Here is a 22,018-nt window from a genome sequence, read left to right on the forward strand (position 1 = left end):
AGCCAATGTAGCGGCTGACTTGGCGATTGCCTAGGGGGAAGGGCTGGTCGGCGTCACTCGTCGCGGTTGGGAAGGCGCGCGCGAACCACCTGTGCTGGAGCGAAATGGCAGGTGAAGGTGCTGCCGTGACCGGGCACGCTGCTGATTTCCATGCGTGCACGGTGGCGCAGCAAGACGTGTTTGACGATGGCCAGTCCCAGCCCCGTGCCGCCGGTGTTGGAGTTGCGGCTGGAGTCGACCCGGTAGAAGCGTTCGGTCAAGCGCGGCAGGTGCTTGCTGTCGATGCCGATACCGGAATCGCGCACGCTCAGGTGCGCGCCCTGTTCATCGCCCCACCAGCGGACGTGGATCCGTCCTTGTTCGGGCGTGTACTTGACCGCGTTGAACACCAGGTTGGAAAACGCGCTGCGCAGTTCCGCCTCGCTGCCTTTGAGCTGGACGGCCGGGTCGGCTTCGAGGGTGATGGCCTGTTGCTTGGGGCCGGACAGTTCCTGTGCATCCTCGACGATGATCTGCAGAAGTTCGTCGATGGGTACCGGCTGGTTGTCCGACGGGTAATCGGTGGCTTCCAGTTTCGCCAGCAGCAGCAAATCGTTGAGCAAGGTCTGCATGCGCCCGCCTTGTTGCTGCATCTGCTGCAAGGCCCGGCTCCAGCGCGGGTTCACTTCCTCGACGTTGTCGAGCAAGGTTTCCAGGTAACCGCAGATCACCGTCAGCGGGGTACGCAGCTCGTGGGACACGTTGGCGATGAAATCCTTGCGCATCTGTTCCAGCTGATGGATGCGCGTCACGTCCCGCACCAGCATCAAATGCTCGTTGTTGCCGTAGCGGGTGATGTAGAGCTGGATGCGCAATCGATCGTTGGTGGGCGAAGGGATTTCCAGCGGCTCGGCGTAGTTGTCCTGCTCGAAATATTCCTTGAACCGCGGATGGCGAACCAGGTTGGTCACCGGTTGGCCACTGTCCTGGGGGGTCTTGAGGCCCAGCAGGGTTTCGGCGGCGCGGTTCCACCACTCCAGGTTGCCTTCGCTGTCGAGCATGATCACCGCGTCTTTGAGCGCCGCGGTGGATTCCTGGACGCGGTCGATCACCGCTTGCAGGCGGCCACGAACGCGCTGGTCGCGCCGTTGCAGATGATAGATGCTGTCGAACACCTCGCCCCACAGGCCGTAGCCATCGGGCGGGGCTTCGTCGGGTTGGTGCAGGCGCAGCCACTCATGCAGGCGCAGCAATTGCTTGAGGGTCCAGGCAAGGTAAAGCGCCAGCCCCACGGCCAGGCTCCAGCCGTAATATCCGGTGATCAGGCCGATCAACAGGCATCCGGTAACCAGCAACAACATATGGCGGATGAGGGTGCCATGCCAGTTTTGATTCACGTGAACGCGCGTCCTTGTCAGCTTGTCGGGCGGTAAGGGCTCGTATCAGGCCTTTGTCGAGAAACGATACCCGGTGCCGCGCACGGTTTGTACCAGATTCTCGTAGGCATCGCCGAGGGCCTTGCGCAGGCGCCGGATGTGTACGTCCACGGTGCGTTCCTCGACGTACACGTTGCCGCCCCAGACCTGGTCCAGCAGCTGCCCGCGGGTGTAGGCGCGCTCCTGGTGAGTCATAAAGAATTGCAGCAGGCGGTATTCGGTCGGGCCCATCTCGGCGGGCTTGCCGTCGATGGTCACCCGGTGGCTGATCGGGTCGAGCAGCAGGCCGCCGACTTCGATGGGCGCTTCGCCATCCGTCGGCCCGGCACGACGCAGCACGGCCTTGAGGCGCGCCACCAGTTCCCGAGGGGAAAACGGCTTGGTGATGTAGTCGTCGGCGCCGACTTCCAGGCCCTGGATCTTGTTGTCCTCTTCGCCCTTGGCGGTGAGCATGATGATCGGAATGTCGCCGGTCAGCTCATCGCGCTTGAGGCGCCGCGCCAATTCGATGCCAGACGTGCCGGGCAGCATCCAGTCCAGCAAAATCAGGTCCGGCTTGCGGTCGACGATGATGGCGTGGGCCTGTTGGGAGTTCTCTGCTTCCATGCAGTCATAGCCGGCCATCTCCAACGCAACGGCGATCATCTCGCGAATGGGCGCCTCGTCGTCGACGATCAGAATGCTCCTGCCAACCATGGGTTAATCCTCTTGTCATTTAACTGTCTTGCGCCGCATTAGATAACGGAATTATTGCAGTCGTGTGACAGTTATTTCCTGAGGCGGCAGCAAAGGGGATCCTGGACTACGCTTTGAGTCCGAATCCTGACAACTGCAAAGGAAGGTTTCCATGACGCGCGTGAATGTTTCTCTCAAAGCCCTGCTGATATCTGCTGCCCTGGTTCTGCCTGGACTGGCGATGGCTGCCGAGCCTGCAATGGAGAAGGATGGCATGTTCACTGACCACAAGGGTATGACCCTTTATACCTTTGCCAAGGACTCGGCCGGCAAGTCCGCATGCAATGGCCAGTGCGCGGTTAATTGGCCGCCGCTGATGGCCGAGAAGGGAGATGAATCCAAGGGGGACTGGACCGTGATCAAGCGTGACGATGACTCGATGCAGTGGGCCTACAAGGGTAAACCACTGTACACCTTCGTAATGGACAAGAAGGCCGGAGACATGACTGGCGACGGCAAGATGGACGGTGCATGGAAAGTGGCCAAGACTAAATGACCTTCGGCGTTCAGATTGCGCTTGTGGAGGCTTGCTCCCGCTGGGCCGGTCCGACGCTTCGGGCGAAGCGGCCCCACAATCCAGCGGTCGCTGCGCTACCGAGCGGGAGCAAGCTTCCTTGAACAACATCGAGCCTTCACGCCACATTGACGTCCCGCTCACGGCTTTTTAACCGACGCCGCCGGAAACTGACCGCCTTAGCCCCCGTGGTCTTCCGGTCGCCGCCCCATGCTCAAGTTCCGCCTTCACCCCGTGTCCTGCCTGGTTCTGCTGCTGATGCTCGCCGCCCCCGCAACCCAGGCTGCGGAGACGACGCAGGCGCGGCCTGCCGAATGGGCCCAGCCGGTGGGAAAGCAGTACAACCTCTACCAGATGTCCCCGACGCTATACCGCAGCGCGTTGCCGGATGAAGGCGCCGTCTCCCTGCTAAAAAGACTCGATATCGGCACGGTCATCAACTTCTTGCCCGATTCGGATGCCAGTTGGCTGGCGGCTCCGGGCATCGAGCGGGTTCAATTGCCTTATCGCACCAATCACGTCGACGACAGCGATATTCTAAAGGCCCTTCGAACCATCGAGGATGCCGAGGCTCATGGCCCGGTGCTCATGCATTGCAAGCATGGCTCGGACCGCACCGGCTTAGTGGCCGCCATGTACAGGATTGTCGTCCAGGGCTGGAGCAAGGAGGACGCGCTGGACGAGATGACCGAGGGCGGCTTCGGTGACAGTCACTCTTTCAAGGACGGGGTCCGCTACGTCATGCGGGTTGACGTGGAGAAACTGCGCACGGCATTGAAGAACGGCGATTGCAGCACCAGCGTTTTTGCCCTGTGCTCGCTCAAGAGCTGGGTCAACTCGACGACGACGGCGCATCATCTCGACCCTCAGACGCTTGTTCCTTCCCGTTGATCGGTCGCCTGCAAGAAATCCGCGATGGACTCGGACAGTGGCCGTGAATCGCCGCGTTCCAATATCGTTTCGCGTAGCGCCTTGCCGGTCTTTCGGTCAAACAACCCGTTGCGCTTGAACCGCTTGAATACGGTCTTGGCCAGGGTTCGGGACCAGGCGTAGGCATAAATCCCGGCGTCATAGCCCGTGACCATGTAATCCAGGCCATTGGGCCAGCGTTCGTTCTCGAACGCCGGCAAATGGCCGACTTGCTCGCGGACCTGATCGAACACTTGCTGGGGCGTCCGCCCGTCGCCGTGGCTGCGGTGCAGCTCCATGTCGAATAACGCAGCGCGCAAAAGCCCCGCATCGACCCAACTGGTTTGGGTCTTCAGATACGTCAGCAATCGGTCGGCGACTTCGTTCGGCAACGATGCCCCGGTCTGGTGGTGCTTCGATACTCGGATCAGAAATTGTTTGGAGAAGCACCACCGTTCGAACAGTTCGCCAGCGAATTCGGCGGCGTCCCGACTGAGCTCGATGATGCCCGACACGTCGCGGTATTCGACCCGGCTCAACACATGGTGCAGGCAATGTCCCAATTCGTGAAAAAGCACTCGTAACTGACGATGGTCCAGCAACAGCGGGGTCGCAGCGGAGCCTTGTGGCAACCAGCCGTTCAGCACTGCCACAGGATAACGAGGCCGCCCCTCGGCGGTGATGCGGCGGTTTCGCAGGGTGCTGGTTTGTGGAAAGCCATTCTGGTCCGCGTGTTCGAAAGGGTCGAAATAGAAATAGCCAACGGTTTCGCCTCGCTCGCTGACCTCGAAAAGCCGCACCTGCGGGTGCCAGGTCGTCACGTCCGCACGCTCGATGATATCCACGCCAAACAGGTCCCGGGCGACCAAAAGCAACCTTGCGAACGTCGGCTCCAACGGGAACCAGGCGCTGACGTCCTGTTCCGAAACGCCGGCCGTTTGCCGACGAAGCTGCTGGGCCAGGTAGAGATAATCCCAAGGCTCCACCTTGCTGAAACCTTGCGTCCTGGCGAATGCATCGAGCTGCTTCCTGTCCTCGTCGAACGAGGCTTGGTGCTGTTCGAGCTGCCCGTTGAGAAATGTCAGGACCTCCTCTGGTGACTGTGCTTGCTCCGGCTCGATCGCCATCTGCGCGTAATTCGAATAGCCGAGCAGCGTCGCGAATTCATGGCGATCCTTGAGCAACTGGCGCAGCACTCCGCCGTTGTCGTAAATCCCGGCATGGGGTCCTTGATCCGAAGCGCGCGTGCTGTAGGCGACGTACATTTGCTTGCGCAGGCTGGAGTCGTCGGCATAGCGGGTGACGATGCGAAACGATTCATCGTCAAGTGTCAGCAACCAACCGGACTGGCCCTGTTCGCGCGCTTGCCTGGCCATTTGCTGCTTGAACGCAACGGGCAGCCCGCCCAATGCTGCTTCATCCTGGAAGGACTTGCTCCAGGCCTTGTTTGCCTCATGCAAGTGTTCCAAGAACAGGCTTCGCGCACCCTCCATACGCGCCTTCAAATCTTCCAGGGTTTCCTGCGCGGCGGAGCCCATCCCGTCCCGGTGCCACTGCCGCAGGATTTTTTTCAGCGTTCTTTTCCTGACCGGGGAAAAATGCTCGGCGATCTCACTGTCCGCCAGGCGCTGGTAAAGTTGAAACAATTGGGTATTGCGCAGCAGCGATCGCTGGAAATCATCCAGGCGCTCCTCGCAGTCGAGTGAAGCCCGCGCCCAGGCCTCGCCACTTCTGGTGGATGCCATGCGGTCCAGTACATAGCCGAAGCCTTTCAGTCGCCCATGGATTTCGTCCATCGCCAGCACCAGGTCGTCCCAGGTCGGGAAGGGGGCCTGGGTCTCGATGATCTCGGCGACCTTGGCCCGGCTCTCGGCAAGAATCTGGTCAAGGGCCGGGGAGAAGTGTTCGGCCTGGATCTTCGAAAAGGGCGGCAGGTCGTAAGGCTGCAGCAGGGGGTTATCAGCGTGTTGCATGGGGGCTTCCTGTCAGTCGGACGTGTCAGGTCAGTCTGATCAGGAAAGGGGGCAACCTTGCGGTAACTATGTATCGCTTCCGGGCCGAGCGGCCCGGAAGGTGATGCCGAAGATGTCAGTCGGGTTTTTTCTTCAATTTCGGGTTGGGAAAAAACTGCACCGCCTGGACTTTCGCATCGGGCGTCTTGAGCGCCGATGTGTTGACCCGGGTGCCCAATTCCTTGGGCACCGACAGGCCTTGCTCGTTGAGCGTGTCGGAATAACCGCAGGCCACGCATTCGCGATGGGGCACGCCGTCTTCGTTCCACATCATCAACTTGTCCGGCTCGCTGCACGCGGGGCAGACCGCCCCGGCAATAAAGCGTCGTTTGGTAATCACAGGCCCCTCGCTCATGCTGCCGCGTCCTCGCTCAGGCCGCTATGACGCAAGAGTGCGTCAATCGACGGCTCGCGGCCACGGAAGTCGACGAACAGCACCATTGGCTCCTGGGAGCCGCCGCGCGCCAGGATCGCTTCGCGGAAGGCGCGACCGGTGTCGGCGTTGAGCACACCGTCCTCTTCGAACTTGGAGAACGCATCGGCCGATAGCACTTCCGCCCATTTGTAGCTGTAGTAACCCGCCGCGTAGCCGCCAGCGAAGATGTGCGCAAAACTGTTGGGGAAGCGGTTGTAGGCCGGCGGACGCATCACCGACACCTCGTCGCGCACGCCTTCGAGCACTTCCAATACGTTACGGCCGTCGCCGTGGGTGGCGTGCAGCTCGAAGTCGAACAGCGAGAACTCCAACTGGCGAACCATCATCAGGCCGGACTGGAAATTCTTCGCCGCGAGCATTTTCTCCAGCAGGTCCTGGGGTAGCGGTTCGCCGGTTTCATAATGGCCGGAAATCAGCGCCAGGCCTTCGGGTTCCCAGCACCAGTTTTCCATGAACTGGCTAGGCAGCTCCACGGCGTCCCAAGCCACACCGTTGATGCCGGACACGCCGGCATGTTCGACGCGGGTCAACAGGTGATGCAGGCCATGGCCGAACTCGTGGAACAAGGTGGTGACTTCGTCGTGGGTCAGCAGCGCCGGCTTGCCGCTGTCGGCCGGGGTGAAGTTGCACACCAGGTTGGCGACCGGGCTTTGCAAGACGCCGTCGACGGTGCGGCGGCGATCACGTGCGCCGTCCATCCAGGCGCCGCCACGCTTGTTGGCGCGGGCATAGAGGTCGAAGAAGAACCGGCCGACGTGCTGGCCGTTTTCCTTGATCTCGAACAGGCGCACATCAGGGTGCCAGCTGTCGAAGCCCTTCAGTTCGGCGATCTCGATCCCATAGAGGCGCTGCACAATGGTGAACAGGCCGCTCAGCACCTTATCGATCGGGAAGTAGGCGCGCAGGGCTTCCTGGGCGACGCTGTAGCGCTGCTGGCGGAGTTTCTCGCCATAGAAGCCGCTGTCCCAGCTTTGCAGGTCGGGGCAGCCCTGTTCGGCGGCGAACGCCTTTAATTGCTCCAGGTCCTGGGCGGCAAACGGTTTGCTGCGCTTGGCCAGGTCACGCAGGAAGCTGAGCACCTGGTCGCTGGACTCGGCCATCTTGGTCGCCAGGCTCAACTCGGCGAAATTGGCGAAGCCCAGCAGGTGGGCCAGTTCCTGGCGCAGGTCGAGGATCTGTTCCATCACCGGGCCGTTGTCGTTCTGACCGGCGTTCGGGCCCTGGTCCGAGGCGCGGGTGCAGTAGGCCGCGTAGACTTCTTCGCGCAGGGCGCGGTCTTCGGCGTAGGTCATCACGGCGTAGTAGCTAGGGAATTCCAGGTTGATCAGCCAGCCATCCAGCCCTTTGGCCTGGGCGGCGGCAGCCATTTGCGCCTTGGCCGAGTCGGTCAGGCCGGCGAGGGCGGCCTCGTCCGTGACGTGCTTGGTCCAGGCCTGGGTCGCGTCGAGCAACTGGTTGGAAAAGCGGCTGCCCAGCTCGGACAATTTGCTTTGCACTTCGGCGTAGCGCTTCTGCTGCTCGGGCGGCAGGTCGATGCCCGACAGGCGGAAATCGCGCAGGGAATGTTCCAGGATGGTTTTTTGCGCCACATCGAAACCGGCCGCCTCGGGGCTGTTCGCCAGGGCTTCGAAGGCCTGGAACAGCTCGCGGTTCTGGCCCAGCTCGGTGGAGTAGGCACTGAGCGCCGGCAGGCACGCCTCGTAGGCTTCGCGCAGTTCGGGGCTGTTGCGCACGGCGTTCAGATGGCTCACCGGGCTCCAGGCCGCGCCGAGGCGATCGTTGAGCTCGTCCATCGCCAATACCAGGCCGGCCCAGGTAGGCTGCTTGACTTGGGTCTTGAGGATTTCGGCGATGGCGGCACGGTTGTCAGCCAGGATCTGCTCGATGGCCGGTTGCACGTGTTCGGCGCGGATCGCCGAGAATGGCGGCAGGTCGTAGGGCTGCAAAAGAGGGTTGTTCACGCTCACGGTTGACACCTTCGCTGGAAGAAACATCGGCCCATCTTAATTACAATCGGCGTTCACCGCAGCTAGCAGCGCCTATCACCCGATAAGAGAGAGCCTATCGTGACCCTTCGCACGTACCAGAATCACAGCCCGCGGCTTGCCCGTGGGGCTTTTGTCGACAGCACCGCGGTGGTGATCGGCGACGTCGAAATCGGCGAAGACAGCTCCGTCTGGCCGCTGACGGTCATCCGCGGCGACATGCACCGCATCCGTATTGGCGCGCGCACCAGCGTCCAGGACGGCTGCGTGCTGCACATCACCCACGCCGGCCCGTTCAACCCCGATGGCTTTCCGTTATTGATCGGCGATGACGTGACCATCGCCCACAAAGTCATGCTCCATGGTTGCGCCGTCGGCAGTCGAATTCTGATCGGCATGGGCAGCATCGTCATGGACGGCGCGATGGTCGAGGACGACGTCATCATCGGCGCCGGCAGCCTCGTGCCGCCGGGCAAGCGCCTGGAGAGCGGCTTCCTGTACGTCGGCAGCCCGGTGAAACAGGTCCGCCCGCTGACCGACAAGGAACGCGCATTCTTCACCTACAGCGCGGCGAACTACGTAAAGCTCAAGGACCTGCATCTGGCCGAAGGCTACGACCAGCCCTGAACCGTCCCGCCACTGCCCAGGAATTTTCATGCACTACCAGACTGTACTCTTCGACCTCGACGGCACCCTTACCGACCCCAGGGAAGGCATCACCCGTTCGATCCAGTTCGCCCTGAGCAAACTGGGCATCGACGAACCCGACCTGACCCGCCTCGAACACTTCATCGGCCCGCCTCTGTTGCAGGCTTTCATGCAGTTCTACGGCTTCGATGAAGCGAAAGCCTGGGAGGCGGTGTCTTTCTATCGCGAGCGCTTCAAGGTCACCGGCCTGTACGAAAACCGCGTGTTCGATGGCGTCCTGCCGCTGCTGGAAACCCTCGCCGACCAAAACCGGCAGCTGTACATCGCCACGTCCAAGCCCTGGGTTTTCGCCCGGGAAATTGCCCGCCATTTCGACTTCGCCAAGCACTTCAAGGTGATCTACGGCAGCGAACTGGACGGCACCCGCACAGACAAGGTCGAGCTCATCGCCCATCTCATGGCCGAAGAAAGCCTGGACCCGGCCGCCACCCTGATGATCGGCGATCGCAAACACGACCTGATCGGTGCCCGCAGCAACGGCCTGGACGCGGCAGCAGTGGGGTATGGGTTTGGCAGTTTCGAGGAATTGAGCGCGGAAAACCCGGTGCACCACTTCCAGACGTTGGATGACCTGCACCGGGCATTCCTGCGAACCTGATCAAGACATCGACAAAGCCTGACAGCTTGCCTAGGGCCCGTGGCGAGGGAGCTTGCTCGCGCTGGGCAGCGCAGCGGCCCTAATAATCTTGCGTTCGCTGCGCAACCGAGCGGGAGCAAGCTCGCTCGTCACGGGACCGAGGGCGTCGTTGGGCCGTCCCTCTGGGTGCTACCTAAAAATGAGACTGGCGTCATGGCCTCGAAAACGCTCTCTCCAGGCACCTTGATTGTTGCCATTCATTGCTTGAAGATCTCTCGCTCGTTGATGCCTCCCTCTGCCTGGAAACGACCCGAATCATGACGCTCTACCGCCTCCACGAAGCCGATCTCGACATCCCTGACAGTTGGCAGGACCAGAGCATCAATATCTTCAAGCTGCCTGCCGTTGGCGGTGCCAAGGAAGCCAGTTTCGTCATCAGCCGCGATCCGAGCCGGGGCGATACGCCGTTCAACGACTATGTCGACCAACAACTGGCGAGCGCCGAACAGCAGTTACCGGGTTTCAAGCTGATCAAGCGTTGGGATTTCTTGCTGCACGAGCGCGCCGCAGTGTTGCTTGATTACAGCTGGCAGCGCGAAGGGCGCGAGTTGATGCTGCGCCAGGTGTTTATCGACCGCCAGCCCGTGGGGCTGATTACCACGCTGACGACAACGCCGAACGATCTCGTGTTTCACGAGCCGGCCTGGAAAGCGGCCATGCATTCCTTCAAGGTCTTGCCGGCGACCGCCTGATCATTCCAGGAAGAAGACAACGCAATGGACATGCTGGCTGCTGCGCGCCTTGGCGATGAAATAGCCCACGGTTTTGGTGTCGCCGCGATGGTCGCCGGTGCCGTGGCCGGGGCATTGATCGGCGCGGCGGTGGTGGCGGCCACCGTGGCGACCGGGGGCGTGGCGCTGGCAATCATGGCCGGTTCGATTGCCGCCGGCGGGTTGTCGATGTTCCAGATCCTCAAGGGCCTGAACACCATTTTCAACTTGCCCGAGCCCACGACAGGGGCGTTGATCATGGGCAGTCTCAACGTGCACATCAACCGACGCAATGCCATGCGCGCTGGTGTCGACCTGTCGGCCGGTTGCACGGGGCTGCCGATGAACCATCCGATCTGGCCGTTCCCGGTGCTGATTGCCGAAGGCAGCGCCACGGTCTACATCAATGGGAAACCGGCGGCGCGGTTGCAGAGCAAGATGGTCTGCGGCGCCCACATCAAGACTGGCAGCGCGAATACATTCATCGGCGGGCCGACGGTCTCGGTGGCGTTTGTCCTCGACATCGAAGGCTGGCTGCACACCGGACTTGAAGCATTGGGGTTGGTGGCCATGGGCGCTGCCGCCGTGTTGGCGGCGATGGCCGGGGCGGCGGCTTTTGCCGGGTTCGTGGTCATCGGTGGCGCCATGATGGGCGGCATGGCGCTGCTGGGCGACCTGGGCGACCGCCTCGGCCCCGGTTATCGCGATCTGCTTCAAGGCATCGCCGGCATGGCGCTGCTGGGGCTGGGGCCGAAAATGGCGCGTCTCGGCGCGGGGCCAAAACCGCGTGTCGCGGCCTACAAGCCAGGCACGACCGAGGCCGATATCATGGCGATCCCCAAGGGCAGCCGGCCACCGCCGAGCGACTATCTCGAGGGCCCATACATCGACAAGCACCTCAAGACCTTCGAGGATGAGGGCGGCAGTTTCCTCTTCACCGCCGACGATATTTCCAACCCCAAATACGGGTCGTTCAACCCGAACAAGTTCGTCATGGCGAAGTCGGACCTGAACGCGGTAGTCGCCGAGTACAAAAAAACCGGCGACGTTTCGGTACTGGAATCGGCCTTGGGTTACGATCCGGGATCGCTGGTGGGCAAGGACATCTACATGATGAACCTGGACAAGCCCAAGGTGCTGATGCCGACCGGCAACGAGGGCGGCGTGAACTCCCTATGGCGACCCGGCGGCCTGACCCATCCAGGCGGCATGCGTGAAGCCGTGCTGGACAACGTACCCATCGCCCACGGCAACGACATCAATGCGCTGATGACGACCCGAGACGTAGTGAGAATCCAATGAACAACCCGCAAGACAACGTGCTGCTGTTGGCCCTCGCCAATGATGAATTGGATAAATTCCTGGTGGGCGAGCCGTTCTACTTTCTCGAGGCCAAGAACGACAACGACGAGCCCCAAAACGTAGTCGCGGCGTTCGACCGGTTGATCATGCCCTACTGGCTCCAGACCCATGACCCGAGTTTCCCGGCGCGATTCGTGGCGGGCCTGTTGCGGATGCTGGCGACATATCCAGACCGGACACGGGCGATCTACATCGCTGCCGATTGGGTCTGGTATTACCGTTTCTGCCAGGACAAGCAGCGCCAGCAGCCGCTGGGCCCCTACGGCGATCTGTTCGACGTGGACATGGGCGGCGTCGCCTTGGCCCTCAAGCGCCTGTTGGAAAACCACAAGGCCGAACTGGTGGCCGATACGCGGTGGGCCGGTGCGGCGTGGAACAGCCCGGACGGCATGTGGACGCCCTTGATGCGTTCGGCGGTGATGGTGCGGGACAAGTTGGGCGGGCCGGATTTCGTGCCGGCCAATATCTGAGCCGGCCATTGCCTGGTCAGGACAAAAAGCCGACATCGCAGGTACGAAGCCGCTCTGTAGCGAGGGGTTCACGCCTGCGCATCAAAACGTCAACGAGCCCTTGATCGTCGCCCAGTGCGCTGCCTCGGCATCGCCCAGCTTCTGGGCTTTTACATAGCTCAAGGCAAGCATCTTGCGCGTGCCCGGCAATACCAGCGCCAGTTGATACTGGAAGACCTTCTCGTTGCCCTTGTTGAACTGGCTGCGCAATTCAATGGCTTCGACTTCCTGGTTCGCACCCACGCGCAGGGTGGCGCCCGGCTGGCAGCGCAGGTCCTGGACTTGTTTCTCCAAGCGCTTGAGCTGCTCGTCGAGATTGCTTTGCAAGGTTTCACCCTCGGCCAGCAGGCTGCGGCTGACGATCAGCGACGTGCCCAGTTCAGGGAACTTGAGGATATTGATCGAGGCGTCGAGCAACTCGGCGGGCGGCAGTTGCAGCTGGAATTCGTTGAGGCGGTAAGTCATGGTGCTTGGTTCTCTGAATTAGCCCTTGGGCGCCGGGAACGCGGCGGCGACGTTCGCGTCGATGCTGGCCTTGACGCCCTGGCCGTCCGGCGTGGCGCCGGGGCCGCCGCCATTGTTCAGGTGCAGCACGCCGCCGGTGTTGAATTCGGCATCGCCGCTGGCGTAAAAGCTGATTTGCACGCCGGTCAGGTTGATCTGGCCGCTGGCATTGAGCTCCAGGATGCTTTCACCGCACACCAGGCGCAGGTTCTCGCCCACTTCGATGACGTAGCTCTGGCTGATGCTGTCGGTCTTGCGCTGGCCCACCGACAAAATGTCCTCCTGCTTGACGATGCGCAGGCGGTTGTTGCCGATGGTCACGGTTTCGTTGTGGCCAATGCTTTTGTTGCGGTCGTGGCCCACCGAATGGCTTTCGTCCACCTCGACCACGATGTCCTGGTTGCGCTCGGCGTGGATGTACAACTGCTCGGCGCCTTTCTTGTCTTCCATGCGGATTTCGTTGAAGTTCGCCGGCGTGCCGCCTTTGCTCGAACGGCTCTTCATGCCGCTCTGGGTGGCATTTTCAGGCAGGTCGTAGGGCACGGTCTGCTCGGCGTTGTAGACACGACCGGTGATGATCGGCCGGTCAGGGTCGCCCTCGAGGAAGCTCACGATGACTTCCTGGCCGATGCGCGGAATCTGCATCGAGCCCCAGTTCTTGCCGGCCCAGGACTGCGACACGCGAATCCAGCACGAGCTGTTTTCGTTGGATTGGTCGTGCCGGTCCCAATAGAAGTGCACCTTCACCCGGCCGAACTGATCGGTCCAGATTTCCTCGCCCTTGGGGCCGACCACCAACGCGGTCTGCGGTCCCTTGACGATGGGCCGGTGGGTGATCGCCATCGGCCGGAAGCTCTGTTGGGCGTCGATACAGGTCAGGCTGCTTTCGAACTGTGCCGAAGGCGCGCCGACGCCGCTCTCGCCGCTTTCCTGGGAGATGTAATAGCGGGCGCCGACGATCAGGTATTCGCGGTTCTGGTCCTGTCGGGTGAAGCCGGTGAGGCTGAACAGATGCCCCGACCCCAGGCCCCGGGCGTTGCCCGCCAGCTCGACCTGCTCGTGCTGGGTCTGCAAGGCTTCGATTCGGGTGCGGGCGTAGTGCTCGCCGTCTTCGCTTTGCACGTAGGTGCCCGGGTAATCGAACAGCGGATAGTCGCCGGCAGCGTGCGGGCGGGGCATGGCCGAGCGCACGTCGATGCGCGCGCTGGGGCGCTGGAAATCATAGTCGTTAAGCTCCAGCGAACCCGGCTGGACTTCCTGAGCTAGGTGCCAGTCGTGGATATGGTCGCGCTCGCGCTGCTGCTCGTTCTTCGGGTAGTAAGGCACCGATCCATAGCCGGGCGCCGTGGTGTGGGCGCCGTAGGCGTCGGCCAGCACCAGCACATGACGGCCCTGTTCATGGCGGAAAAAGTAGTAGATGCCTTCCTGTTCCATCAGTCGACTGACGAAATCGAAGCTGGTCTCGCGGTACTGGACGCAGTATTCCCACTCGCGATACGGGCGGCTGAGGGTGTCTTCGAAGTCGGAAAAACCCAGGTCGCGAAACACCTGCTTGATGATCTGCGGGATGGTCAGGTTCTGGAAAATCCGGCAGTCGGAAGTGCGTGTCAGCAGCCACAACCAAGGGCGCAGCGTGGCCTGGTAACTGGCGAATTGGCCCTGGTCGACGTTCTGGCTGAAGCGCGCAACGATGCCGTGGAAATGCCGTTCGCCGCCACCGTCCAGCTGAACGCTCACGCACATCGGTTTGCCGAGCACCTGATTGAGGTCGATGGCGTTGTCCAGCGAGTGCAGCTGCAACTCATAGTTGAACAGCCGCCCCAGCTCTTCGCCGCCGCCCATGTCCTTGAGCAACAACACCTCGGGCCCCAGCGGGCTGGTGATCTTGGCCAGGCGTGAGGCTTGGTTGAATAGCATCGGTGATCTCATGTAAAGGGTAATAACTGACGGAACCGAATAGCCCTTGTGGGAGCGAGCCTGCTCGCGAAAGCGGTGTGTCAGTCAACAAGGATGTCACTGACAGATTGCATTCGCGAGCAGGCTCGCTCCCACAGGGTCGTGCGGTGTTACCTGAAGTCAGGCCGCATCGCTGAAATCGTACTTCAGTTCATTGTCCACCGCGCTGATCCGCACGCCGGCCATGGCCTTGCCTTCGAGCATGCGGGTGAGGAACTCGCGGCTCATGTCCGGCAGCAGGCTGTTGGTCAGGATGGTGTCGATCATGCGCCCGCCGCTTTCGGTTTCGGTGCAACGCGAGACGATCAGGTCGATCACCGCGTCGTCGTAGTCGAAGGCCACTTTATGGGTGCTCTCCACGCGCTTCTTGATGCGGTTGAGTTGCAGGCGGGTGATGGCCTTGAGCATCTCGTCGCTGAGCGGGTAATACGGGATCGTCACCAGGCGACCCAGCAGCGCCGGCGGGAAAATTTCCAGCAGCGGTTGGCGCAGGGCCTTGGCGATCTCTTCAGGCTCGGGCACGTTCTGCGGGTCCTTGCATACCTGGGCGATCAGCTCGGTGCCGGCGTTGGTGGTCAGCAGGATCAGGGTGTTCTTGAAGTCGATCACCCGGCCTTCGCCGTCTTCCATCACGCCCTTGTCGAATACCTGGAAAAAGATCTCATGTACGTCCGGGTGGGCTTTTTCAACCTCGTCCAGCAGCACCACGCTGTACGGTTTGCGCCGCACGGCTTCGGTCAGCACGCCGCCTTCGCCGTAGCCGATGTAGCCCGGTGGCGCGCCCTTGAGGGTGGACACGGTATGGGCTTCCTGGAACTCGCTCATGTTGATGGTGATGACGTTCTGCTCGCCGCCGTACATGGCTTCGGCCAGGGCCAGGGCGGTTTCGGTCTTGCCCACGCCGGAGGTGCCGGCGAGCATGAACACGCCAATCGGCTTGCTCGGGTTGTCGAGGCCGGCGCGGGAGGTCTGGATGCGCTTGGCGATCATCTGCAAGGCATGGTCCTGGCCGATGATGCGTTTTTTCAGGTGCTGGTCGAGGTTGAGCACGGTTTCCAGCTCGTTGCGGGCCATGCGGCCCACCGGGATACCGGTCCAATCGGCAACCACCGAGGCCACGGCCTGATAATCCACGGTCGGCAGGATCAATGGGTTTTCACCTTGCAGGGCGGTCAGGCGCTGTTGCAGGTCCACCAGTTTCTCGCGCAGGGCGTGGCTTTCGTTGTCAGAAGCTTCGCTGCGGTCTTCGCTGTCCACCGCGCCGACGCGCTCGCGCAGGGTGGCGCGGGTTTCCAGCAATTGGTCCACCAGGGTTTTCTCTTCGGCCCAGCGGCTTTCCAGCTCCGCCAGACGCTCACGCTCGGCGCCCAGCAGGCTTTCGCTCTGGGTCTGGCGGCTGCCGATGGCCACGCCGATGGCGTGCTCGCGGGCAATGATTTGCAGCTCGGTTTCCAGCGCTTCGATACGGCGGCGGCTATCGTCCACTTCGGCGGGCACGGCGTGCAGGCTGATGGCGACGCGGGCGCAGGCGGTGTCCAGCAGGCTCACGGATTTATCCGGCAACTGGCGCGCGGGAATGTAGCGGTGGGACAACTTGACCGAGGCTTCCAGGGCTTCGTCGAGGATCTGCACCTGATGGTGTTTTTCCATGGTCGAGGCCACGCCCCGCATCATCAGCAGGGCTTTGTCTTCAGACGGTTCGGCGACTTGCACCACTTGGAAGCGGCGGGTCAGGGCGGGGTCTTTTTCGATGTGCTTCTTGTACTCGGCCCAGGTCGTGGCGGCCACGGTGCGCAAGGTGCCGCGGGCCAGGGCCGGCTTGAGCAGGTTGGCCGCGTCGCCCGTGCCGGCGGCGCCACCGGCACCCACCAGGGTGTGGGCTTCGTCGATGAACAGGATGATCGGCTTGGGCGAGGCCTGGACGTCTTCGATGACCTGGCGCAAGCGTTGCTCGAATTCGCCTTTCATGCTCGCGCCGGCCTGCAACAGGCCCACGTCGAGGCTGCGCAGCTCCACGTCCTTGAGGGACGGCGGCACGTCGCCGGCGACGATGCGCAAGGCAAAGCCTTCGACCACGGCGGTCTTGCCCACGCCGGCTTCACCGGTGAGGATCGGGTTGTTCTGCCGACGGCGCATGAGGATGTCCACCAGTTGGCGGATCTCTTCGTCACGGCCGACGATGGGGTCGAGCTTGCCGCTGCGAGCCTGCTCGGTGAGGTCAACGGTAAAGCGCTTGAGCGCTTCCTGCTTGCCCATGGCGCTAGGGGCCATCGCGCCGCTGGCCTCGCCCGGCACCGCGCCGGCGTTGAAACCGTCGCTGGCGGCCAGGGCGTTTTCCGGCGAGTCGCCAACGTATTCATCGAAGCGTTCGCTCAAGGCTTCAACCTTGACTTTGTCGAACTCCGACGACAGGCCCAGCAGCGCGTGGCGCAGGCTCGGCGTCTTGAGGATGCCCAGCACCAAATAACCGGTGCGCACCTGGCTTTCGCCGAACATCAGGCTGCCGTAGACCCAGCCACGTTCCACGGCTTCTTCAACGTGGGAGGACAGGTCGGTGATTGATGTCGAACCGCGTGGCAAACGATCCAGTGCCTCGGTCAGGTCACGGGCCAGGCGCGCCGGCTCGATGTTGAACTGGCGGATGATGCGGTGCAGGTCCGAGTCCTGCAGTTGCAGCAATTGATGAAACCAGTGGGCCAGCTCCACATAAGGGTTACCGCGCAATTTGCAGAACACGGTGGCGGCTTCGATGGCTTTGTAGGCCACGCTGTTGAGTTTGCCGAACAACGCGGCGCGACTGATTTCACCCATGCTCATGGCTCCTTGAGGTCTGTGAGGTGTTGGCCTGTTCGGCGTAATGCCGGGCCAGTATTAGATCGTTGGCATCTTTTTCAGGTCGTCCCAGCCAGGTGTTGAAGCCCAGGCGGAAACGGCCATTGAGTTGTAGTGGGGGCACTTCGGGCTGTTCCAGCACCAGGTTCAGGTCCCAGTCCAGCTCGTGTCCCAGGTATTCCGCGACCCAGGCCACCAGCTCGTTGAACGGTTGGCTGCCGGGCAGCATGCCCATGTAGTCATCGAGCTTGAGCGGGCCCAGGCGAATGCGGAATTTGTGCTGGCGGTCCCACACGAAACGGCCCAGGCAGAAGTCCACGCCCAACTGATGGGCGCTGACACCGACGCGGCTGCGCTCCGGCAGTTCCAGCCACTGGCCGACGTATTCTTCGATTTCCACCGGCAGGCCGAAATACTCGCTGAGGATCGCCTTCAGGCCGTCCGGATAACGGGTTTGCGCCGAGAGGTGGCCACTGTAGTGCAGCTTCGCCGTGTCGGGGATCAACCCTTGGTTGAGCAGGCTCGGCATGCCCCGGCCGCTGAGTGCCGCCAGGCGCGCCGACCAATAGTCATCGTCCGGGCGATCGTGGCTGACGGTCGGCCGCGCTTCGGCCCAGGCCCGGTAGAACAGACTGAGCAGGCGATGGTGGAACACGTCGAGGAAGCGCTTGCTGGTGCTGTCGCCATTGTTGCGCTGGCGTTCGCGCACGTATTCGGTGATGTGCAGCGGCATCGGGCCGTTGGGGCCGCCGAGGCCGAAGAAGAACTGTTCCAGGCGCGCGGGCGCGCCGTCCACGCCCGGTTGCACCGAGGCCAGGGTCGCCGGGGCGAAGGTACAGTCGGCCTGTTGCCCGAGGCGCAACGGGTCATCGGCCAGGCGCAGGGAATGGCCCAGGCGCGGCAGTTCGGGGGTTTCACATTCGATGCGCCGCAACGCCTGGAAAAAGTCGTATTCCCAGGGTTCCTGGTGCATCGCCTCCAGGGTACTCAAAGGGTCGGACGACGTCCGGGCTTGGCTTTCCATCGCATGATCTCGCCGCGTTCGGTGGTACGGATCACCGTCTCGGTAAAACTGTTGATCGACACGTAGCGTGCCAGGAAGCGCTCCAGTACCGCGCCGAGCAGGAACACCCCGGTGCCGCGAAACGCGTTTTCATCGAATTCCAGGGTGATCTCCAGGCCACGCCCAAAGACGATCGGGCCGGGCATCGGCAGGCGTCGGGTGCACGCCTTGCTGCTGACCTCCCGTAAGCCTTCGATCTGCAATTGCAGCGCGGCGTCGTTGCTGTCGCCGTACAGTCGCAGCAGCTCACGCAGGGCGGCGGCGCCTTGGCCCTGTTCGCTCAACGACAAGTAGTTCAGCGACAACTGGCTGATCAATCGCCAGGCCTTGGCGTCATGGGCATGGCTGGCCCGTGGGCGACTGGGACCTGCCACGCAACGCACCGCGCCCACCGGCGCACTGTCGGCCAGGGTGAAATCGGTCTTGCCGTTGCCCACGCTCATGAACAGCGGCAGGTCGCGGTTGGTGCACAGCGCGGTCACCCCCAGCTGGCGCAAGTCGTGGCGATAGGGCGCTTGCTGGCTGTCCACCAGGCTGACAAAGGTCTCGCTGCCGACGTAGGTCGAGCGCGGGCCGTTGCGGCGCTGGTCGCTGGACAGCACGCGGGGCTCACGGCGTACCGTGTAATAGGCTTTGTCGCGGCCATAGCGGGACGGATCGCGCACGGCATAGAACGGCAGGAACGGTTGCTCCGGCCCGGTGCCGTGGCCGGTCAGCCCCGTCAGCGAATGCACTTCGAAATCCATCGGCCGGGTGCGGTCGGCGATCACGTGATGTTCGTTGACGCGGTCCGACAAGTGAATGCGGTCCAGGCGCTTGGGAAACAGGTTGATCGCCGGGGTGCAGAACGGCAGGAACTGCGAAGCGCCAACGCTGCCTTCCAGGCTCGGATCGTGACGGTCGAACAGCACGATCAATTCCAGCTCCTGGCCTTCGCAACGCTTGACCGCACGGCTGAGCTGGGTGAAGTCGACGAACAGGAAACGATGGGGCAGGGCGAAGTATTCCTGCAACAGGCGATAGCCCTGGAACGCCCGCGACACCACCGGCAATGCGGCCTCGGCGTCATCGAAGCCTTGGGAACGCAATGCATCCTGGGGCAACCGCTCGACCCAATTGCCGCCGGGCTGGCGCGCGTACACCGCGCATGCGTTGCCCAGCAGCTGTTCGTAAAGGCGGAAGGGCTGTTCGTCGGCGCCGCTGAGGTACAGCGGCAGGTTGTCCAGGGCCAGGCTGTTGAACGGCAGCTCGGCGCCGGTGCGCAGGGTCAGGCGCAGGCCGGCCTTGGCTTTCGGTTCGCTGGCGGCCAGGCGCCCGAGCACGGCGGACGGGTTGCCGAAATATTCGGCCTGGCTGACCTGCAACGGCCACAACGTCACCGGGTGAGCGGTGCGGTACTCGCAGCAAGTCTGGGATTCGCGACCCAGGGCGGCGCGCAGTACGGTATCGCGGGGCAGCGGGAAACCGCTGCTCAGCGAGCCTTCGTCCGGGTCGGCCTGCATCTGCACCACGGTCATCGACGGCGTCGGCGCCAGGTAGTGCGGGTAGGCGATTTCCAGCAGGTTGTGGGTGAAGGTCGGGTACTCGGCGTCGAGCTTGAGTTGTACCCGCGCCGTCAGATAGGCGAAGCCTTCCAGCAGGCGCTCGACATACGGGTCGGCGCAGTCCATCCCGGCCAAGGTCAGCCGGCTGGCGATCTTGGGGTATTCCTTGGCGAACTCCGCGGCGCTTTCGCGCACGTGGTGCAGTTCCTGGTTGTACAGCTCCAGCAGGCGCGGGTTCATGGGCGTCTCCGCTGGTCGGCGTTGACGACGCGCACGTGGCCGGTTTCCAGGTCCAGGTCGGTTTGCAGCATCAGGCGCAGCGGCACCGGCTGCGCCCAGAGGTCGCCTTCGATCTCGAAGCTCAGGGCGTTGTGGTTCATCTCGGCCGTCGCCCGGGCTCGCACGCGCAACGTGTGACGCAGGATGCGCGGTTCGAACGTGGCGATGGCCTGATGGATCAAGGTTTCCAGGGCGGCGACGTCGACGTTCGACGCGCTGTTGCCCGCCAGCGCCGGCAGGCCGAAATTCACCACCGACGTGCCCGCCGGCGTGTGCAGCGTGGCATCGCCGTCGAGCAGCGAGGTGGTGTTGAGCAGCCACGCCAGGTCACGCAGCACCGAGGCTTTCAATTGCGTCAGGGAAAGCACGCGCTTGTCGGCGCTTTCCTTGGGGTTGGTCGGATCGTCGTCGGTCAGCCGGTCCAGCAGGGACGGTTGCAAGCGATCGCGGGTGGCGATTTCGGTTACCACGTGAATGGCGCTACGTACATTTTCTGGTCCGCTCCCGGGCCGCAGAATGCATAGATGCTTACCGGAGCTGCTTCAAAGCCCTGCGGCATCTGACGGATAGCCTGCATCTTGGTGATGCAATCGCGACTGGGCGCGGGCATTTGCTCGCTACGCCAAACCGCAAATATCGGTACTTCGTTGAACTTCTCCACGCGCAGCTGCTGCTTGTCCAACATAAAGCTGCAGGGCCATTCCATATCCAATTGCATGCGGCTCTGGTCGGATTTGAGCAGTGCGCACTGGCCTTGATCGTCAATCAGGCTAAGTGCTTGCCCAACGAAAACAGCTCGGGTTGCCGTCGTCTCGGTATGTTCGGCACATGCGCTCAGGCAAACCAGATTCATCGCCAGGCAAGCAGCGAGCAGGTGCTTTTTCATCATGTCAGCTCCCAGAACCAGACAGCCTTGGACCTGTAGAAGAGATCACCGGTTTGAGTCACGCCCCGGTTCCATAGATCGATGTGATCGCCGGTGCGGTTTTCCTCGGTCTGGCCCTGTTGCCGATAACAGTCTTTGAAGAATATCAACCCGGTCTTGCTCATCAACTTCTGCCGGTCGGCGGCGCTATTGCTGAGGATGGTAGGACGCCCCAGATGGTGCTTCCACAACCAGTTCGCCAACGATTCGGCGCCCCTGGCGTGTTCGTGGGCACACTTGGGTTCGGTGTAGGTGAATTTATTGACTTTGATAGTCTTCTCGGCATTGAGCGTCACGCTCATGCGTATGGCGCACTGGTTGGCCCACGGACCGTCGCAAGGCTTTGCATCGGGATGGGTTATCCGCAAATCGGAATACGCTTTCCACAAATTGATAAACGCAGGCTTGGCCATGACTCAGACACCGGGCAGGAAAGGATGGGATGCGAGCAAGCACCAAACACCCCCGGCGCGTGGCGCCAGGGGCGTGTTCGATTACACCTTGACGTTCTGACGGATGTTCCAGCCGAACTTGACCGGGCCGCCTTCCTTGGTGCCGTCGGCTTTCTGCGGCTGGTAGTCCACCAGCACCTTGGCGAAGTTCAGGGTGACGTTTTCGGTCAAGCGATCATCGCCGCCCGAGCCGCCGGTGCTCAGGGAAGTGATCAGCACTTCTTCCAGGTTGATGATCATGTACTCGACCTGGTTTTCGCCGCCGGCCTTGCGCACGGTCAGCTTGACCTTGTCGACGTGCTTGCCGCTGGCGCAGTGCATCATCAGGTTCGGTGAAGCCTTGTCGACGTACTTGGTCAGAGACAGGTCCTGGATGCTCACCTTGCCCGCGCCACCGCCACTGCCCACGTGCATGTTACCGGTCTGGGACATGCCCCAGCTCCAGTTCAGGACGTCGATCTCGTCCTTGTGGACCTTGTCCATGGACTCGCCCTTGATGTCGCCGATCTTGATGAAAATATCAACAGCCAT

General features: G+C 62.3%; 21 protein-coding genes. 7 read left to right on the forward strand and 14 right to left on the reverse strand.

Annotated elements, in window-relative coordinates:
* Positions 1-53: 53 nt before the first annotated feature.
* Together phoR and phoB are read right to left on the reverse strand one after the other, a co-directional pair.
* On the reverse strand, positions 54-1,340 hold the full coding sequence (gene phoR, locus M1D68_RS00385) for a phosphate regulon sensor histidine kinase PhoR (RefSeq protein ID WP_420767174.1): 1,287 nt from the start codon (positions 1,338-1,340) through the stop codon (positions 54-56).
* 81 nt (positions 1,341-1,421) lie between these two features.
* Positions 1,422-2,111 carry a phosphate regulon transcriptional regulator PhoB gene (phoB, locus tag M1D68_RS00390; RefSeq protein WP_003177195.1) on the reverse strand — a complete coding sequence of 230 codons (690 nt, stop codon included), beginning with the start codon at positions 2,109-2,111 and terminating at the stop codon, positions 1,422-1,424.
* A 151-nt stretch (positions 2,112-2,262) separates the two neighbouring features.
* On the opposite strand from phoB, the gene M1D68_RS00395 reads away from it, so the two are divergent.
* Positions 2,263-2,646: a COG4315 family predicted lipoprotein gene (locus tag M1D68_RS00395; protein WP_434608800.1), complete on the forward strand. Its 384-nt coding sequence runs from the start codon at positions 2,263-2,265 to the stop codon at positions 2,644-2,646.
* 228 nt (positions 2,647-2,874) lie between these two features.
* Entirely contained in the window at positions 2,875-3,555 is a 681-nt protein-coding gene (locus M1D68_RS00400; protein ID WP_420767118.1) for a dual specificity protein phosphatase family protein, read from the forward strand.
* Here M1D68_RS00400 and M1D68_RS00405 read toward each other — a convergent pair.
* The 3 genes from M1D68_RS00405 to prlC all read right to left on the reverse strand — a co-directional run bounded on the left by M1D68_RS00405 (position 3,531) and on the right by prlC (position 7,988).
* The gene (locus tag M1D68_RS00405; RefSeq protein WP_457968923.1) at positions 3,531-5,546 is read right to left on the reverse strand and encodes a M3 family metallopeptidase; all 2,016 of its coding nucleotides are present in this window, start codon (positions 5,544-5,546) and stop codon (positions 3,531-3,533) included. The two genes, M1D68_RS00400 and M1D68_RS00405, sit on opposite strands and share 25 nt — an antisense overlap.
* 115 nt (positions 5,547-5,661) lie before the next feature.
* Positions 5,662-5,940 carry a YheV family putative zinc ribbon protein gene (locus M1D68_RS00410; protein ID WP_420767120.1) on the reverse strand — a complete coding sequence of 93 codons (279 nt, stop codon included), beginning with the start codon at positions 5,938-5,940 and terminating at the stop codon, positions 5,662-5,664.
* Positions 5,937-7,988: an oligopeptidase A gene (gene prlC / locus M1D68_RS00415; protein ID WP_434649638.1), complete on the reverse strand. Its 2,052-nt coding sequence runs from the start codon at positions 7,986-7,988 to the stop codon at positions 5,937-5,939. The genes M1D68_RS00410 and prlC overlap by 4 nt, the downstream gene beginning before the upstream one ends.
* Before the next feature lie 99 nt (positions 7,989-8,087).
* Between prlC and M1D68_RS00420 the strand changes: the two genes are divergently transcribed.
* The 5 genes from M1D68_RS00420 to M1D68_RS00440 all read left to right on the forward strand — a co-directional run bounded on the left by M1D68_RS00420 (position 8,088) and on the right by M1D68_RS00440 (position 11,893).
* Complete coding sequence (locus tag M1D68_RS00420) at positions 8,088-8,633, forward strand: gamma carbonic anhydrase family protein (protein WP_457968925.1); 546 nt, start codon at positions 8,088-8,090, stop codon at positions 8,631-8,633.
* Between the two features lie 28 nt (positions 8,634-8,661).
* Positions 8,662-9,312 (forward strand): HAD family hydrolase, encoded by a 651-nt coding sequence (locus M1D68_RS00425; protein WP_457968927.1) that lies wholly within the window; start codon positions 8,662-8,664, stop codon positions 9,310-9,312.
* Positions 9,313-9,608: 296 nt separating this feature from the next.
* Positions 9,609-10,043 carry a DcrB-related protein gene (locus tag M1D68_RS00430; protein ID WP_420767124.1) on the forward strand — a complete coding sequence of 145 codons (435 nt, stop codon included), beginning with the start codon at positions 9,609-9,611 and terminating at the stop codon, positions 10,041-10,043.
* Positions 10,044-10,067: 24 nt separating this feature from the next.
* Positions 10,068-11,363 carry a PAAR domain-containing protein gene (locus tag M1D68_RS00435; RefSeq protein WP_457968929.1) on the forward strand — a complete coding sequence of 432 codons (1,296 nt, stop codon included), beginning with the start codon at positions 10,068-10,070 and terminating at the stop codon, positions 11,361-11,363.
* Positions 11,360-11,893, forward strand: coding sequence for a hypothetical protein (locus tag M1D68_RS00440; protein ID WP_420767126.1), 534 nt, complete (start codon positions 11,360-11,362; stop codon positions 11,891-11,893). Before M1D68_RS00435 ends, M1D68_RS00440 begins: the two co-directional genes overlap by 4 nt.
* A gap of 81 nt (positions 11,894-11,974) precedes the next feature.
* On the opposite strand, the gene M1D68_RS00445 is transcribed toward M1D68_RS00440, so the two are convergent.
* The 9 genes from M1D68_RS00445 to M1D68_RS00485 all read right to left on the reverse strand — a co-directional run bounded on the left by M1D68_RS00445 (position 11,975) and on the right by M1D68_RS00485 (position 22,018).
* Positions 11,975-12,397, reverse strand: a complete 423-nt coding sequence (locus M1D68_RS00445; protein ID WP_434561590.1) for a DcrB-related protein — start codon at positions 12,395-12,397, stop codon at positions 11,975-11,977.
* 18 nt (positions 12,398-12,415) lie between these two features.
* Complete coding sequence (locus tag M1D68_RS00450; protein ID WP_420767128.1) at positions 12,416-14,353, reverse strand: type VI secretion system Vgr family protein; 1,938 nt, start codon at positions 14,351-14,353, stop codon at positions 12,416-12,418.
* A gap of 159 nt (positions 14,354-14,512) precedes the next feature.
* The gene (gene tssH / locus M1D68_RS00455; protein ID WP_457968931.1) at positions 14,513-17,203 is read right to left on the reverse strand and encodes a type VI secretion system ATPase TssH; all 2,691 of its coding nucleotides are present in this window, start codon (positions 17,201-17,203) and stop codon (positions 14,513-14,515) included.
* Positions 17,196-18,248: a type VI secretion system baseplate subunit TssG gene (gene tssG / locus M1D68_RS00460; RefSeq protein ID WP_434561594.1), complete on the reverse strand. Its 1,053-nt coding sequence runs from the start codon at positions 18,246-18,248 to the stop codon at positions 17,196-17,198. Before tssG ends, tssH begins: the two co-directional genes overlap by 8 nt.
* Positions 18,212-20,071: a type VI secretion system baseplate subunit TssF gene (tssF, locus tag M1D68_RS00465; protein ID WP_457968933.1), complete on the reverse strand. Its 1,860-nt coding sequence runs from the start codon at positions 20,069-20,071 to the stop codon at positions 18,212-18,214. Before tssF ends, tssG begins: the two co-directional genes overlap by 37 nt.
* Positions 20,068-20,580: a type VI secretion system baseplate subunit TssE gene (tssE, locus tag M1D68_RS00470; RefSeq protein ID WP_420767132.1), complete on the reverse strand. Its 513-nt coding sequence runs from the start codon at positions 20,578-20,580 to the stop codon at positions 20,068-20,070. Before tssE ends, tssF begins: the two co-directional genes overlap by 4 nt.
* Positions 20,574-20,999: a hypothetical protein gene (locus tag M1D68_RS00475; protein WP_457968935.1), complete on the reverse strand. Its 426-nt coding sequence runs from the start codon at positions 20,997-20,999 to the stop codon at positions 20,574-20,576. The genes tssE and M1D68_RS00475 overlap by 7 nt, the downstream gene beginning before the upstream one ends.
* On the reverse strand, positions 20,996-21,448 hold the full coding sequence (locus M1D68_RS00480) for a T6SS effector amidase Tae4 family protein (RefSeq protein WP_420767134.1): 453 nt from the start codon (positions 21,446-21,448) through the stop codon (positions 20,996-20,998). Before M1D68_RS00480 ends, M1D68_RS00475 begins: the two co-directional genes overlap by 4 nt.
* Positions 21,449-21,529: 81 nt before the next feature.
* Positions 21,530-22,018 carry an Hcp family type VI secretion system effector gene (locus tag M1D68_RS00485; protein WP_420767135.1) on the reverse strand — a complete coding sequence of 163 codons (489 nt, stop codon included), beginning with the start codon at positions 22,016-22,018 and terminating at the stop codon, positions 21,530-21,532.

This window comes from Pseudomonas sp. R4-84, assembly GCF_054130985.1.